13 protein-coding genes, 1 tRNA gene and 1 pseudogene are annotated in these 14,049 nt (G+C 73.1%); 4 read left to right on the forward strand and 11 right to left on the reverse strand.

Annotated features, from left to right (window positions below):
- Window positions 1–115 precede the first annotated feature (115 nt).
- The gene (locus MNZ27_RS04510; RefSeq protein WP_456298393.1) at window positions 116–397 is read left to right on the forward strand and encodes a DF family (seleno)protein; all 282 of its coding nucleotides are present in this window, start codon (window positions 116–118) and stop codon (window positions 395–397) included.
- 42 nt (window positions 398–439) lie between these two features.
- On the opposite strand, the gene MNZ27_RS04515 is transcribed toward MNZ27_RS04510, so the two are convergent.
- The 3 genes from MNZ27_RS04515 to MNZ27_RS24210 form a co-directional block, all read right to left on the reverse strand.
- On the reverse strand, window positions 440–835 hold the full coding sequence (locus MNZ27_RS04515; RefSeq protein ID WP_242392843.1) for a hypothetical protein: 396 nt from the start codon (window positions 833–835) through the stop codon (window positions 440–442).
- A 102-nt stretch (window positions 836–937) separates the two neighbouring features.
- Window positions 938–1,366, reverse strand: a complete 429-nt coding sequence (locus MNZ27_RS04520) for a CoA-binding protein (protein ID WP_408629678.1) — start codon at window positions 1,364–1,366, stop codon at window positions 938–940.
- Window positions 1,282–1,971: a DUF4259 domain-containing protein gene (locus MNZ27_RS24210; protein ID WP_408629679.1), complete on the reverse strand. Its 690-nt coding sequence runs from the start codon at window positions 1,969–1,971 to the stop codon at window positions 1,282–1,284. The genes MNZ27_RS04520 and MNZ27_RS24210 overlap by 85 nt, the downstream gene beginning before the upstream one ends.
- Before the next feature lie 201 nt (window positions 1,972–2,172).
- On the opposite strand from MNZ27_RS24210, the gene MNZ27_RS04525 reads away from it, so the two are divergent.
- Both MNZ27_RS04525 and sugE read left to right on the forward strand, forming a co-directional pair.
- Window positions 2,173–4,194, forward strand: a complete 2,022-nt coding sequence (locus MNZ27_RS04525) for an HNH endonuclease signature motif containing protein (RefSeq protein WP_242392845.1) — start codon at window positions 2,173–2,175, stop codon at window positions 4,192–4,194.
- 123 nt (window positions 4,195–4,317) lie between these two features.
- Window positions 4,318–4,638, forward strand: a complete 321-nt coding sequence (gene sugE, locus MNZ27_RS04530; protein ID WP_242392846.1) for a quaternary ammonium compound efflux SMR transporter SugE — start codon at window positions 4,318–4,320, stop codon at window positions 4,636–4,638.
- Window positions 4,639–5,142: 504 nt separating this feature from the next.
- Here the strand turns inward: sugE and MNZ27_RS04535 are convergent.
- Complete coding sequence (locus MNZ27_RS04535) at window positions 5,143–6,288, reverse strand: MalY/PatB family protein (protein WP_242392847.1); 1,146 nt, start codon at window positions 6,286–6,288, stop codon at window positions 5,143–5,145.
- 361 nt (window positions 6,289–6,649) lie between these two features.
- Window positions 6,650–7,228 carry a hypothetical protein gene (locus MNZ27_RS04540; protein ID WP_242392848.1) on the reverse strand — a complete coding sequence of 193 codons (579 nt, stop codon included), beginning with the start codon at window positions 7,226–7,228 and terminating at the stop codon, window positions 6,650–6,652.
- Between the two features lie 6 nt (window positions 7,229–7,234).
- Between MNZ27_RS04540 and MNZ27_RS24215 the strand changes: the two are divergent.
- Window positions 7,235–7,519: pseudogene (locus tag MNZ27_RS24215) on the forward strand (ATP-binding protein); the annotation flags it as partial.
- Window positions 7,520–7,546: 27 nt separating this feature from the next.
- Here the strand turns inward: MNZ27_RS24215 and MNZ27_RS04545 are convergent.
- From MNZ27_RS04545 to MNZ27_RS04570, 6 genes are all read right to left on the reverse strand, one after another.
- Window positions 7,547–8,869, reverse strand: a complete 1,323-nt coding sequence (locus MNZ27_RS04545) for an IPT/TIG domain-containing protein (RefSeq protein ID WP_242392900.1) — start codon at window positions 8,867–8,869, stop codon at window positions 7,547–7,549.
- A gap of 816 nt (window positions 8,870–9,685) precedes the next feature.
- Window positions 9,686–9,762, reverse strand: a tRNA-Met gene (locus MNZ27_RS04550).
- A 258-nt stretch (window positions 9,763–10,020) separates the two neighbouring features.
- Window positions 10,021–10,887: a metal ABC transporter permease gene (locus MNZ27_RS04555; RefSeq protein WP_242392849.1), complete on the reverse strand. Its 867-nt coding sequence runs from the start codon at window positions 10,885–10,887 to the stop codon at window positions 10,021–10,023.
- On the reverse strand, window positions 10,884–11,663 hold the full coding sequence (locus tag MNZ27_RS04560) for a metal ABC transporter ATP-binding protein (protein ID WP_242392850.1): 780 nt from the start codon (window positions 11,661–11,663) through the stop codon (window positions 10,884–10,886). Before MNZ27_RS04560 ends, MNZ27_RS04555 begins: the two co-directional genes overlap by 4 nt.
- Window positions 11,664–11,671: 8 nt before the next feature.
- Window positions 11,672–12,610 carry a metal ABC transporter substrate-binding protein gene (locus MNZ27_RS04565; RefSeq protein WP_242392851.1) on the reverse strand — a complete coding sequence of 313 codons (939 nt, stop codon included), beginning with the start codon at window positions 12,608–12,610 and terminating at the stop codon, window positions 11,672–11,674.
- Between the two features lie 12 nt (window positions 12,611–12,622).
- The gene (locus tag MNZ27_RS04570) at window positions 12,623–13,984 is read right to left on the reverse strand and encodes a hypothetical protein (protein WP_242392852.1); all 1,362 of its coding nucleotides are present in this window, start codon (window positions 13,982–13,984) and stop codon (window positions 12,623–12,625) included.
- Window positions 13,985–14,049: the final 65 nt, after the last annotated feature.

Here is a 14,049-nt window from a genome sequence, read left to right on the forward strand (position 1 = left end):
GTCCCCCGCCCGGATCTCTCCGATCATGCATTCGGCGACGCCCGACCGCTCCGGGCCGCCGGTCGGCGGCGGTTGGTGCTACGCTCGAACGGTGGCCGTCACGGTTCAGCTCTTGATGAGTCCGGGGTGTGGGCACGGGGCGCGCGCGCTGGAGCTGCTGCGCCAGGTCGTCGCCGAGGTCGATCCCACGGCGACGATCGAGACCTTCATCATCGCCACCGTGGACGACGCCGAACGACAGGCCTTCCCGGGATCACCCACGGTGAGGGTGAACGGCAAGGACATCGACCCGAACGCACCGCGCGACGTCGGGCTCGGTTGACGCCTCTACGGTCTCGCGGGCGTGCCCCCGCGAAAGATGATCGAGGACGCGCTCGAAGCCGCCAACATGCGGTAGACGCGGTAGACGCGCGGCAGACGCGAGGACCTCGAGCGGCGGTCAGTCCTTGTGGTGCTTGCGGGCCTTCTTCTCCGCCTTCTCGTGCTCCTTCCACGCCTTCCGTTCCGCCTTCTCTTCGTCCTTCCGCCAGTGCTTGTACTGACCGGGCGTGAGGGTCACGAGCGAACCAGGCACCGCTCGCGGCGCCACCAGGACCCAGCCGCCGCGGTAATCGCGCGTCCGATACCAGACCTCATCTCGGCGAAGCCAGTACCAGCCGTCCGCGAAGAAGACCTCCTCGTCGTAGTCGGGGACGACCTGGACGCCCGGGCTGACGACCACGAGCGGCGGCGGAGCCTGGAAGCCGATCCGGACGTCGACCGCCACCTGTGCACGCGCAGGCGCTGCGACGGCCGAGACGATGACCACGAAAGCGCAGAGGAAGAGGGTCTTCATGGGCGGTGAGGATCGCCCGGTGCCACCGAGAAGACAAGCGAGTTCCAGCCCGCGGGGATGGAGAGCAACCGGAGACCAGCGGCGGACGAGAGCTGGCGGCGACTAGACGTCGCCCTGGACGACGGTCGCCGGGCGCCGGTGAACGCCGCGGAGCCGGCCGTGCAGCCGGTGGAACCAGCCGGCGTCGGGCAGCGCCATGAACGGGCAGAGATCGACGATGGGCTCGACGCCGGCGGCCCGGCAGCGGGCGATCGCCTCCGGCGTCGCCGCACCGGGGCCGGTGCCGCGGTGCATCCACACGTGGCGTACGCCGGCCGCCAGGCAGTCACCCACGGCGTCGCTCGTGCGGGCGGGCGGCGTCATGAGCAGCGCCGCGCCGACCGGCGGCGTGATGTCCTGGACGCGCGGGAAGCAGCGCCGCCCCTCCAGCTCCGCCACCGACGGGTTCACCGGCACGACGTCGTACCCGCGCCGGACGAGCTCCCGGAGCACGTACCGGCTGAAGCTCTTCCCGTCGCGCGACGCGCCCACCAGCGCGAAGCGCCCGCGGGCGAGGAACTCCCGCCCCGCGTCCCGCATCGACGTCGCCATGATCGCCTCCCGACCGCGACGATACCGCCGCGCGCGAACGCGGGAGCGGCCCCGAAAGGCTCCAGCGAAGGAACAAGCCCCGCCGTCCCCTGGGTCGGCGGGCGCACGCGCGCCGGCCCGAGGTCCACGCGATCGATCAGCGAAGCTCGCTCCGCGAACAACCACGCAGAGACGCTCCCCTTCGCCGTGTCGTCACTCCTCGAGGAACCGGACGAACCGCGCCAGCTCCGCGTCGAGGGCCGCTCGTTGCGCGTCCTTGATCCTGGCGCAGGATCCATCCCGTCGATCTGCTCGTCGAAGCAGCGCAGGAACGCTTCGCGGATGGGGGGACCCGCCACCCCGCCGCCGTCGCGCCACGGGCGCGCCGCTGTCCGCTGCATGACCTCGTTCAGGAGGGCGATGGCCGCGAAGCCCTCGTCGAAGGTCTCGTCGATCCGGGGATTGGCGAGGAATGCGTCAACGGTCTCCATGAGCGAATCGACGACCGTGCCAACGAGGTCCATCGCTGCGTCGTTCCCGAACGGTCCCGCATCCCAGGTGCCCATGCTCGGACCGTAGCACGGCCGCCAGGACGGCGGCGGCGACGTCAGCAGTCCGCCACGGACTCCATGGCCTGCGAGAGACCGGCGTTGCCGCAGCGAGGAGCACCGCGGGCTCCGGGAGATCAAGCAGGCGGCAATTCACCGCACCAATCGCGCAATTCACGACCACGCCGGATGTCAGACCCTCGTGCAATCGTCCGGACGATGTGCGAAGCCGCTGCCAGCTCGAACGCAACCTCGGCGGTGCCGCCGCCCGAGGCGCTCGCCCGCGCCGCGTGGCAGCTCGACCCGCCGATGCCGCACGAGCGGCCGCATGTCCTTCGCGAGGAGGCGGCCCTGCTCGTGGACGGCCTCCTCGCCCGGGTGGCTCGGGGGCGGGGCGCGCTGGATGTCGCGCTCGGCGAGGGGCTCCTCGCCCTGGCCCAGGGCGACCGGACGCTGCGACTCGGGTACTCGGGGATCGGCGACTACGCCCGCGAGCGGCTCGGGATCGCCGGCCGGACCGCGCAGGGGATGGTCCAGCTCGCGCGCGCATTGCAGACGCGACCACGACTCCGCGAGGCGGTCCGCTCCGGCGTGGTGAGCGCGCGGAAGGCGACCACGATCTTGCGGGTGGCGCTCGGCGAAGCGGAGGCCGAGTGGGTCGAGCGTGCGCGGACCGCGACGGTGCGGGCGCTCGAGGTGGCGGTACGGGCGGCGGGTACCAAGGATCGTCCGGAGGGCGCGACCGGGGCGATTGACCCACTTGGCGGGCTCGGCGCGACGGCTGGCGCCGAATCCGAGGAGGAGCGGTTCGATCGAGTGGACGTCGCGCTCGGCCCGGAGGCGCGGGCCCGGCTCGACGAGGCGCTCGCCCTGGCGGGGAAGCTGCTCGGGGCGACCTCGCCGCGGTGGCAGCGGTTCGAATCGATCTGCCAGGAGTTCCTCGCCGCGCATCCGGTGGACGCGGACGAGGAGGCGGACGAGCGGAGCGTGGAGGCGTCGCGCGCGGAGTGGCTCGATGCCGCGCGAGAGGCGCTCGAGGAAGAGACGGCGTGCTGGGCCGCGCTCGATCAGGTCGAGGCGGTGCCGGCGCCGGTCGTCGGCGTCGTGACGAACGGCGTGGGCCTGGACGATGGGGGTTCGAGCGACGCGGGCGGCGCGCCTGCGAGGGATCCCGCGGAGCTCCTCGACGAGCAGCTTCGGCACCTCGCCTCCATGCGCGAGCGCTGGGACGAGCTGGTCGGCCACCTCGCCATGCTGGTCCTGAACGTCGGGCTCTGGCGCGACATGGGCTTCGCCACCTTCGGCCACTACTGCGCCGAGCGCCTGGGAATGGCGGAGCGGACCGTCGCGCAGCGCGCCGCGCTGGAGCGCCGGCTCTATGCGCTGCCGGCGCTCCGGCAGGCGCTCCGGGGCGGCCGGGTCAGCTACGAGCAGGCACGGCTCGTCGTTCGCGCGGCGGGAGCGAGCACGGACGAGGACACGGTCCGGGCGCTGATCGCACACGCCGAGGCCTCGACCTGCATCGCGTTCCGGCGTGAGCTCGAGGACGAGCTCGCCGCTCGGGCCGAGGCCGAGGCGCGGGCCGCGGCGCAGATGTGTGCGCCGTCGCGGCAGGCCCACGACTCCGGGGAGGAGCGAGCGCAGATGTGTGCGCCGTCGGAGCTGCCTGCAAACTCCGGGGCGGAACCAGCGCAGATGTGTGCGCCCTCGAGCCGGACCGACGACTCCGCGGCGGAGACGGGCACGCCGAGCAAGCCGACGGGCCCCTTCCCCGCGCAGATGTGTGCGCGCGCCTGGCTGACCCTCCATGTGCCGCGCCGGGTGGCCCTCCTCATCGACGCCTCGTTCCGCGCGGCTCGGGCCGCCGCAGGTCACTGGCTCAACCCGGAGGAGTGCGTCGTCCGCATCGCGGAGCACTTCATCGAGACGTGGACCGAAGCGGTGAAGCAACTGGAGCGCTCGCGCCCTGCGCGGAAGCGGAAGGTCCTCGCGCGGGATCGGTGCCGCTGTCAGGTGCCCGGGTGCAGCCGCCCCGCCGCGCACGTGCACCATGTGTGCTTCCGCTCGCAGGGCGGCGATGACTCGGAAGAGAACCAGATCGCCCTCTGCGCCGCGCATCACCTGCACGCCATCCACCGGGGCTGGATCCGGGTCCGCGGCCGGGCGCCGGACGCGCTCCGGTGGGAGCTCGGGGTGCGTCGCGACGGGAGGGCGCTGGCCGTGTTCGGGCCGGAGGCCTGACCGTCGGTGCCGGTCAGCAGTTGCCGCGAAGGTCCAAGACGGCTAGGTGTTGGTCGCTCATCTCGAGCCCTGACGAGGGCGACCCGTACCAGGAACGAACGACGGGCCGTGGAGGCGTGTTCCATGTCCTGGGTCGTTCTCGTCATCGCAGGGGTCCTCGAGGCCGTCTGGTCCCTCGGTCTCAAGTACACGCACGGCTTCACGCGCCCACTCCCGAGCGTCCTCACGGGCACGGCGATCGTCGCGAGCATGCTGCTGCTCGCGCGAGCCGCGCGCACCTTGCCGATCGGGACTGCGTACGCGGTGTGGGTGGGGATCGGCGTAGTCGGTGCCGCCATCGGCGGCGTCGTCCTGTTCGGCGAGACGATGCCCGCACCTCGCGTCGTCTTCATCCTCTTGCTCGTGGTGTCGATCGTCGGACTGAAGCTGACGTCCGCCGCATAGCAGGCTGCCACTCGGCGCGAGCGGCGGCGGCGCGGACCGGCCGCTGGCCCATGTGGCCCATACGGTCACTCACCTCGTCGATGCGGACGCGGTACAGCCGCTCGAGCGTCGGCCCGGTGCGGCTCGGGATCGCGGACCGGGCCGGCGCAGGGAATGGTCCAGCTCGCGCGGGCGCTGCGCGAGCGACCGCGGCTCCGGAGGCGGCGCGACGGGTAAGGTGAGCGCGCGCAACGCGACGACCATCCTCGGGGTGGCGCGGGCGACGCCGAGGCGGGTTGCGGAGCGCAACCGTGCGGGCGCTCGAGGGTTGCGGTGCGGGCGGCGAACCGGGAGCGCGCGAAGAGCACTGCTCCGCCGGGTCGGCGCTGTGTTTCGAGCGGCTGCCGGACCGGATGACCTCGAGAGCATCGCGATGCGCGGCGTCGATGCGGTCCACCGCGTCGAGCGCGCTCGCCGCGGTCGTGCAGCTGACCGGCAAGCCTGACACGGGACCGTGTAGCGTGATCAGCGCCGCTCTTCGCGCGCGAGGGCGCGGCGCATCCGCAACAGCGCCTCGTCGAGCACGGCGCGCGGGCAACCAAAGTTGAGCCGGACGAAGCCCTGGTAGAGATCGCCCGGCCCGAAGGCCCGACCCGCCGAGAGCCCGACGCCCTCCGCCTCGAAGTGGCGCTGCGGGTCGGCCAGGCCCGTCGCGCGCGCGTCGATCCAGGCGAGATACGTGGCCTCCACGGGCGTCGTGACCAGCGGCGCCATGGAACGGAGCGCGGCGAGGAGGTGGTCGCGATTGCCACGCAGATAGTCGAGGAGCGCCCGGTGCCACGGCCCTCCGTGACGGAACGCGGCCTCGCAGGCAACCAGGCCGAGCACGTTCACGTGAGGGATGATGCCGCGCATGGCGCGCTGGAAGCGCTGCCGAAGAGGGCGATCGGGGATGACCGCGAAGGCGCACCCCAACCCCGGGACATTGAACGTCTTGGAGGGCGCCATGAGCGTGATGCTGCGCCGGGCAGCGTCCTCGGAGAGGGTCGCGAAGGGGTGGTGCCGCCGGCCGGCGTCGAGGACGAGGCCGCAGTGGATCTCGTCGGAGCAGACGACGAGGTCTCGGCGGCGGGCGAGGTCGTGGACGGCCTCGAGCTCCGCAAGCTCCCAGGCGCGGCCGGTCGGGTTGTGCGGATGGCAGAGCAGGAAGAGGCGGCACTCGGGCGTGAGCGCCCGCTCGACGGCGGGGAGGTCCCACTCCCACCGGACCTCGCCGCGGCGGAGCGGCGCGGTGAGCAGCACCTCCGGCGCGGAGAGGAAGGGCGGATAGATGGGGGTGGCGGTGAAGGCGGTCCCGCCCACGGCACGGCGGGCGACGTTCAGCCCCGGAACGACGCCGGGGAGCCACACGATCCACGACGGATCGACGTCCCAGCCGTACTCGCCGGCCAGGTGGTCGGTCGTCGCCTTGAGGAGCGACGGCCAGGGCTCGGCGTAGCCGAACACGCCATGCGCCACGCGCTCGCGCAGCGCCTCCAGGATGGGCGGCGCCGCTGCGAAGTCCATGTCCGCCACCCAGAGCGGGAGCACGTCCCGCCCGGTGTAACGGCCCCACTTCATGGAGTCGGTACTCCGCCGATCGGGCGCGTTGTCGAAATCGAAGGACGTCACGTGCTGGCTCCGCCGCTGGACGGCGCCGTCCGCGGGCCGGCGCAGCGCACGCGAGCATGCCACGGCGACGCCACGGCCGTCACCGCTGTGACCGCGCGCCGGGCGCAACGGCGTCTTGCTCCGGGCAAACGCTCGATGGCCCGATGACCGGGCCGTTGACCTGCGACGGAGACGACCCGGCACATCGCCGCGTGGCTGCTCTACCGCCGCCCGGGAGCCCCCTACCCCGCCGCGCGTTGCGCCCGCTCCTGGTTCCCCGCCGTCCCGATGGCGCGAGATCCATCTTCCGCTGCACCTTGCTCGCTCTCTGCGTGGCCGGAATGGAACGGACGGCGTAGCCGAGGCCGAGGTCCCGCGGCGTTCACGCCTCGGGCGGAACCGCGTGCCCGACCAGCTTCAGCAGGTAGACCGGCGCGAACCACTCGAGGCCGACGGGCCACGCGACCGCGGAGGCGATGACGAGCCCGAGCGCCACCGCGCCGAAGGCGACCGGCCGCGCGACGGCGCGCGGGGCGAGCTCCACGATGGCCGCGGCCGCGAGCATCCCGCCGTAGAGCGCGGCCGCCTGCGCCCACGGCGTCTCGAACGCCCAGGCGAGCGCGACCGGGTGCACGTGCCCCGCGTAGAAGAGCGCGCGGGCGCGGCTCTGGCCCGGCCGGTGGGACCACCGCGCCGAGGAGCGGGTCGCGTTCCCGACGACCCCGCCGCCGAAGTCGAAGGCGATCGCGATCGCCAGCGCCCACTGGAGGGCGCCCCACCCAGGCGCGCGTGCGGCGGCGGCAGCGGCGACGAGGCAGGTGAACACGAGCGCCCCGACGAACACGACCCGGGCCTCGAGCGCGGTGGTCTCCGGCCCCAAGACGCGCCGGAAGACGGAGACCAGGGGGGACGACGCGGCGAGCGGGGCGCCGCCGGCGAGGCCGGGCTCGAGTCCGTTCATGCCGCCATGCTACGGGCGCTGTCGAAGTACACGCAATGTGATTCCCGACGCAGTCCAGAGCTGCGACAACGCGACGCGCGCGGGGGCGGCCAAACGGCCAGACGAGGATACGAGGTCGCCTTCATGCGGGCCACCCGCGCACTCGCCCAGTTCGGCGCGCGGCGCGCGGACGGTACGTACGAGCGCCGCCTCGCGAGCTTCGCACGTCCCGACCTGCTCATCCTGGACGACTTCGGGCTCCAGCCGCTCCGCGCGCCGGCGCCCGAGGACCTCTACGAGATCGTGGGCGAGCGGCATTCGGCCGCGCTGCTCCGCAGCTCACCGTCGCGGCGCGCGATAGACGAACGCTCCAGGGAGGGTCGCCGTCTGACCGTCGGGATTGACGACCGTGACGTCGACAGGGCCGGGATCGTTCGCGGGCGGAGTGACCGTGATCGTCGCGGCGCTCGTCACGCGCACGCGGGTCGAGCGCGCTTCGCCGAACGTCACCGTGGCGCCGGTCTGGAAGTAATTTCCGCGGATGAGCACCGATCCCTTGCCGTTCGGGGGCGCCGCGTCCGGGCTGACCCTGTCGATCCGAGGTGGCGCGACGAACGAGATGAGGCCGCCTCTGGTCTGGGCATACCGCAAGCCGACCGAGACCGGTCCGATCCAGGTCTCGCCGTCCGGGGAAGTCGCGGACATCGCGTCGCCCGAGGCGCTCGAGCCGACCGCGACGTACCGTGAGCCATTCCACGTGATCGCGCGGTAATCTGCGCCGGGCGGGAGCGCGAACGGTCCCATCCACGCGACCCCGTCCTGCGACACGAAGGCGCTGCGCGCGTCGGACGAACTGGTTCCGATCACGACGAACTGTGAACCGTCCGATGCGGCGGCGAAGCAGGCCTTCGCGAACGGCAGCGGGGCGGCGGACCAGTTCTGACCGTCCGGCGAGGTGCCGAAGACGCACCTGGAGGTCGAGTCGGTCCCCACAGCCATGAACGACGTTCCGTTCGGCATCACCTCCATCGATGTGAAGGGCTGCGGCACCGGAACGACCGTCCAGTGGAGGAGGTCGGTCGACGTCCCGAGGATTCCTTGGCAGTCGAAAGGCGGTGACATGCACCCCTTTCCTCCGGAGGCGACGAGCGTGGACCCGTTCCACGCCGGGCCGTCGAAATACGAAGCCTCATACACGATGACCGGTCCGGTCCAGGGCGAGGTCGCATCCACCGACGTGAACGAGATCGCGTTGTACCCGTCGAACGACCCCACCGCCACGAACGAGGTACCCGCCCAGGTTAGCCCCGTGAGGCTCTCACCCATCCATATCGGGCCGCGGTACTCCCAGGTGACGCCGTCGCGAGACGTAGAGGTGACGGGGGGACCGCCGGTCGCCCCCATCGCAACGAGCAATGAGCCACTCCACGCGACCTGCGTGTAGACGACGCCCGACTCAGACCACGCGTCTCGGGGGATCGAGTGTGACGTCCATGTCACTCCATCCCAGATGCTCGCGGAGTCGTAGCCGACCGCGAGCACGAGCCAGGTCGGTCCGATTGCGGGCACTTGCGCATCCTCGCCGGCAGCTTCGGCCGACGCGACTGCTGACGTCGAATCCGGGTCCCCGTTGGCGTCCGTGGCCGACGCGAGCAAGATCACGGTGGTCAAGACGCCCATCCAAGACAGGTCTCGTTTCATGATCCCCCCGGGGCTCTGGATGCCTCTCGCGAGCCCGCGACAACGGCCGTGTGCGGACGTGAGTGGCAGGGCAGGAAAACGCTACGCGTCGCCGGCGCGTGCGGTCCCGAGCACGATGGGGCGCGCGCTCATGACGCAGACGTCCAAATGGGCGGCGGCGCAGTCGTCAGGCTTCATGCCGCCCACGCGGGCGTTCGATCACGCTGCGCGATAATGGGGATGACCTCGACCCGAGCCGGTCGCGACCGACTCACGCTGCGCCATCTTCACGCTCAGGCGGATTTCGAGGAGGCGCGCTGAGCGAGCCCGATGGCTGACCCGTGGCCGACCGCCTGCGCGAACAAGACGACCACCGGCGAACTGGGCCTGAACGCGGCCGCCCTCCGGGCGGTCCGGGCACACCTCGCGTCTCGCCGAGGTCGCCGCTGCCGAGGCGCGCGTCGAGAAGGTGACGGACGTCCTCGCGCGCATCGGGTTCTCGGAGCCGCTCGCGCGCCGCCTTCGGACCGAGGAGGCGAAATTGCGCGACCTCCGCGCCCAGCTCGCGCGGGCCACCCTGCGCCGAAGCGAAGCCGGGTCTGGGTCGCGGCGGTCCTCACGGCCCTTGGCGATCTGGACGCCCTAGCGGCGAAGAGGCCCGAGCAGGCGCGGACCGCGCTCGCCCAGGTCGTCGAGTCGATCGAGCTGACGCCCGGGCCGGACGGGCTACACGGCGAAGCTGACCCTCAGAAATGGAACAGGCCGCGCTCCAGAGGGAGGCGGCCTGTTCGTTCAGACTGGTTGCGGGGGCAGGATTTGAACCTGCGACCTTCGGGTTATGAGCCCGACGAGCTACCTGGCTGCTCCACCCCGCGTCAGGTGGGAAAAGCGTCGTTGCGAGGCGGGGTTCTACAGGCGAGCCCCCCGCTGGTCAAGACATTTTTGACGGCCCGGGCGAGGGTTGAACGCCGGGGGCCGAGCGCAGGCCCCGACCGCGAGCGAGCGGAAGAGCGGGCTGCGCACGCACGCAGAGGGATCGCTCTCGCCGCCTCCGCCCTCACCGCCTCCGCCGCCTCCGGCGCCGCTGTTGCCGCCCTGCCGTTGCCACCCCGCCCTCATCGCCCTCGCCGCCCTCACCGCCCGCGGCGCCGCACGAGCGCGCCGGCCCCGACGAAGAGCGCGGCGATCGCCACCATGGTCGCGCCGGTGGGGATCTCCCAGACCCACGACAGCACATAGCCGGCGGCGGCGGAGAGCACGCCGATCACGCCGGCGATGGCGAAGGCGACCCGGAAGCGGGCCCCGCCGGCGAGCGCGGCGGCGGCGGGGAGCGTGAGGAACGCGAAGACGGGCAGCGCGCCGAGCGCGCGGGCGGTCACGGGGATCGCGAGCCCGATCGTGAGGAACAGCAGCGCGTCCCAGCGGCGCACGGGCATCCCGAGCGAGAGCGCGGTCTCGGGGTCGAACGACACGAACGCGAGCTCCTTCGCGAACAGCGCGTGCACGGCGACGCAGACGACCGCCACCACCGCGATCACGGCGAGGTCGCCGGCGGGCACCGCCACGGCGTTCCCGAACACCATCCCGCCGAGGTCGTGCGCGGCGTGGACGAGCTGGCTCACGCCGAGCACGACCGCGGCCGACGCGACCACCCAGGCCGCGCCGACGCCGGCCTCGGCCGGGAGCCGGCGCGGGCGGAACGCCCCGAGGAGGAGCGCGCCGGCGACGGAGAACAGGATCGCCACCGCGAGCTGCTCGGACGCGTGCTCGGTCTCGATGTGCACCCGCTCCTCGACGAGCAGCGTCGCCACGAGCCCGAGCGTCGAGAGCTGGGTGAGCGCCGCGGAGACGAACACGGTCCGCCGGAGCACGACGTAGACGCCCAGGACGCCGAGCAGCGCCCCGGAGAGGATCGAGGCGGCGAGCGGGATCTCCCAGATCTCGCGCGCCGCGAGGAACTCGGCGAGCTTGCCCGCCGGCACGGCATCCAGCCCGTTCACGCCCGCCTCCCGTGCTCCCCCGCCCGCCCGTTCACCGGGTACACCACGCGCCGCCCGTCCACCTCGCGCACCGCGACCGGCCGGCCGTAGAGCGCGCCGAGCGCCTCCGGTCGCAGCATCGCCTCGAGCAGGCCGACCCGGAACAGCCGCTGGTCCTTGTCCACGAACGCGAGGGCGCGGGCGTAGTTCGCCACCGCCTCGAGCCGGTGCGAGACCATCACGATCGCGAGGCCGCCGCCCCGGTGCAGCTCCTCGAGCAGGTCCATCGTCGCCAGCTCGGCCGCGGGATCCATCCCGTTCGTCGGCTCGTCGAGGACGAGCAGCTCGGGCTCGGCGGCGAGCGCCCGCGCGATGAGCGTGCGCTGGCGCTGCCCTCCCGAGAGCTCGCCGTACGGCGCGTCGGCGAGGTGCTCCACCCCGACGGTGGCCATCGCCCGCCGCACGGCGTCCCGGTCCGCGGCGCCGGGCCGCCGCCACGGCCCGAGCCCGGGGATCCGCCCCATGAGCGCGACCTCCCCCGCCGTGAACGGCCACACCGGATCGACGTGCTCACGCTGCGGCACGTAGCCGACCCGCACCGGCCGCGGCCGCACGAGGTGGCCGCCGACGAGCGGCAACGCCCCGAGCAGCGACCGGATCACCGTGGTCTTCCCGCCGCCGTTCGGGCCGACGAGGGCGAGGAACGCGCCGGGCGCGACGGCGAGGTCCACGCCCTCGAGGAGCGCGCGGCCGCCGTAGCCGATCGCGGCGCGCTCCAGCGCGACGAGCGGCGACACGTAGGCCGTCATCGGAGCGCCCCGGCGATCCGGCCCACCACCGCGTCGAGGTACTGGGCGTACGTCTTGATCCCCGGCTCCCCGCCCACGTCGCCCGGGATCCGCACGAGCTTCGCCCCCGCGTGGCGCGCCACCACCTCGGCCGACTTCGAGTCGTAGTAGTCCTCGATCGTCACCGCCTTCACGCCGTCGCGCTGCGCGCGCACGACCAGCTCCGCGAGGTGGCTCGGCGGCGCCGGGACGCCCGGGCGGGGCTCGATCTCCCCCGCCGAGACGATCCCGCTCCAGTCGAGGAAGTACGTCATCGTCCGGTGCTGGCTGAAGATCTTCCGGCCCTTCACGGCCGCGAGCTGGGCCTGCCAGCGCGCCATCGCGGCCTCGAGCCGGCCGCGGAACGCCGCGAGGTTGCGCTGGTAGTCGGCGTCGCCGGCGGGGTCGAGCGCGGAGAGCTTGCGGGCGATCGCCGTCGCGACCTGGAGCGCGCGGCGCGGATCGGCGAGGAAGTGCGGGTTCCCGGCGGGGTGCAGATCGCCGAGGCTCCGGTCCACCGGGCCGGTGGGCACGTCGAGCACGCGGATCGCGTTCGCGGCGGTGAGCCGGCGCTTGCCGGAGGGCTGGATGTCGGGGTTGCGCGACTGGTTCACGAGCGGCGGGAGCCAGCCGATCTCGAGCTCGAGGCCGACGTCGATCAGGAGGGCGGCGTTGCGGAGCTTCACCGCGAGCATCGGGTTCGCGTCCACGAAGTGCGGGTCCTGCACGCCGCGGGACAGGCTCTCCACGTCCACGCGCGCACCGCCCACCTCGCGCGCGAGGGCGGCCAGCCCCTCGGTGGTGGTGACGACCTTGAGGGCGGCGGCGGCTGGGCGCGGCAGGAGCGCCGCGACGGCCACGGCCAGGGCGGCGAGCGCGCCGCGGAGGAGCATCGGGATCGGGGAAGTCGAGGTCAATGGTGGTCTCCGTCAGAAGGGGTGCGCGCCGTGGGCGCCGATTCCGAACTCGAGGTGGAGGAGCGCCTCGAACCCGTCGCGGCCCCCCGGGGCCCGGTCGTACCCGGCCTGCAGCCGGATCCGCTGGAACTCCGACGGGAGCCAGGCGAGCACCGCGGAGGTTCGCCGCTCGGTGCCGCCGGCCAGGTCGAGGGCGGCGCCCGGCGCCTCCTCGTACCGGAGGCCGTAGCCCCACCACGCGTCTCGCCTCCAGAACGCCTGCGCCCACCAGCCATTCCGCGTGGTCGAGTCCGCGCCCGGGACGCCGCGCAGCTTCCGGAGGTACACCTCCCCTTGCAGCGCAAGGTACGCCCGGGTCTGGAGCGGGCGGACGCGCAGGTAGACGTCGGCGCCGCCGAGATCCCGGAACGCGCCTGGCGTGCCCTCGCCGCGGCGCGCGGCGGAGACGCCGACGCCCAGGGTCGTGCTCTCGCCGAGCGGGAAGTACTGGAGGATCCGCGCCAGGCCAGTGAGCCCGCCCTTCTCCTCCCCGAACGGCGCGGTCTCCTGGCCGGCGAGGTGGAGCTCGGCGTACCACGGCAGCGGCGCGAGCCAGGCCACGTCCACGCCAGGGCCGGAGAGCGTCTCCTCCGCGAGGAGCCGGGTCCGGGCGAGGGGCGCGTCCACGAACTCCCAGACGTGCGGGTGTTGCTGGTTCATGCGCCCGAACGGGCTGAAGAACTTGCCCGCGCGGACCTGCAGGCCGGCGGGCAGCGAGAGCGTCGTCGCGTACGCCTCCTCCACGTCCGCCCCCGCGGGCGTGAAGGACACGAATGCGTCGGCGCGGACATACGGATCGACGACCGCCTGGAGCCCGAGCTCGAGCTCCTGGAAGAAGAACTTCGGCTGGTTCTTCGGGCCGAAGAGCTCCGGGCGCGGCGAGCGCGTCTCCACGTCGTAGCTGTCGAACGCCGCCCCGACGGAGCCGATCGCGCTGATGTCGGGCATCAGCAGGAGGCGCGCGTAGGGATTTCCGCCCTGCGCCCCCTGTGCCCCCTGCGGCGCCTGCGGGGCCGGCGCGGCGCCGCTCGCTTCGGGGGAGGTCCCGGGCGGCGCGGGCGCCGGCTGGGGCGCGCCGGGGGCCGCGCCGAGCTCCTTCCGGATCTCCTCCTCGAGCTTGCGCTGCTGCTCGTCGGACGGCGGCGGCTGCGCCGAAGGCGACTGCGCGGGGGGCAGTGATTGCGGCTGCTGCGGCTGCGGCTGCGAGGGCGGTTGCGACGACCGTTCCGGCGGATGCGGCTCCAGTGACGGCGGAACGTCGCCGCCATCATGAGCGCGAGCCGTCCACGGGCACGACAGCGCGGCGAGCACGCTCGCCACGATCACGGGACGCATGGAGTACACCTCGGCGCGCCTGGGGCGCGCCACGAAGATTGGCACGACGGAGCGAGGCGCGCGCA

It is taken from the genome of Anaeromyxobacter oryzisoli (assembly GCF_022690765.1).
In the GTDB taxonomy this organism is placed as follows: domain Bacteria; phylum Myxococcota; class Myxococcia; order Myxococcales; family Anaeromyxobacteraceae; genus Anaeromyxobacter; species Anaeromyxobacter oryzisoli.

What these genes read in the sequence shown, in the direction of transcription:
- sugE (WP_242392846.1), top strand. Translation starts at nt 4,318, where the DNA reads ATGTCCTGGGTCGTTCTCGTCATCGCAGGGGTCCTCGAGGCCGTCTGG.
- MNZ27_RS24210 (WP_408629679.1), bottom strand. Translation starts at nt 1,971, where the DNA reads ATGGGCACCTGGGATGCGGGACCGTTCGGGAACGACGCAGCGATGGAC.
- MNZ27_RS04515 (WP_242392843.1), bottom strand. Translation starts at nt 835, where the DNA reads ATGAAGACCCTCTTCCTCTGCGCTTTCGTGGTCATCGTCTCGGCCGTC.
- MNZ27_RS04540 (WP_242392848.1), bottom strand. Translation starts at nt 7,228, where the DNA reads ATGAACGGACTCGAGCCCGGCCTCGCCGGCGGCGCCCCGCTCGCCGCG.
- MNZ27_RS04525 (WP_242392845.1), top strand. Translation starts at nt 2,173, where the DNA reads ATGTGCGAAGCCGCTGCCAGCTCGAACGCAACCTCGGCGGTGCCGCCG.
- MNZ27_RS04570 (WP_242392852.1), bottom strand. Translation starts at nt 13,984, where the DNA reads ATGCGTCCCGTGATCGTGGCGAGCGTGCTCGCCGCGCTGTCGTGCCCG.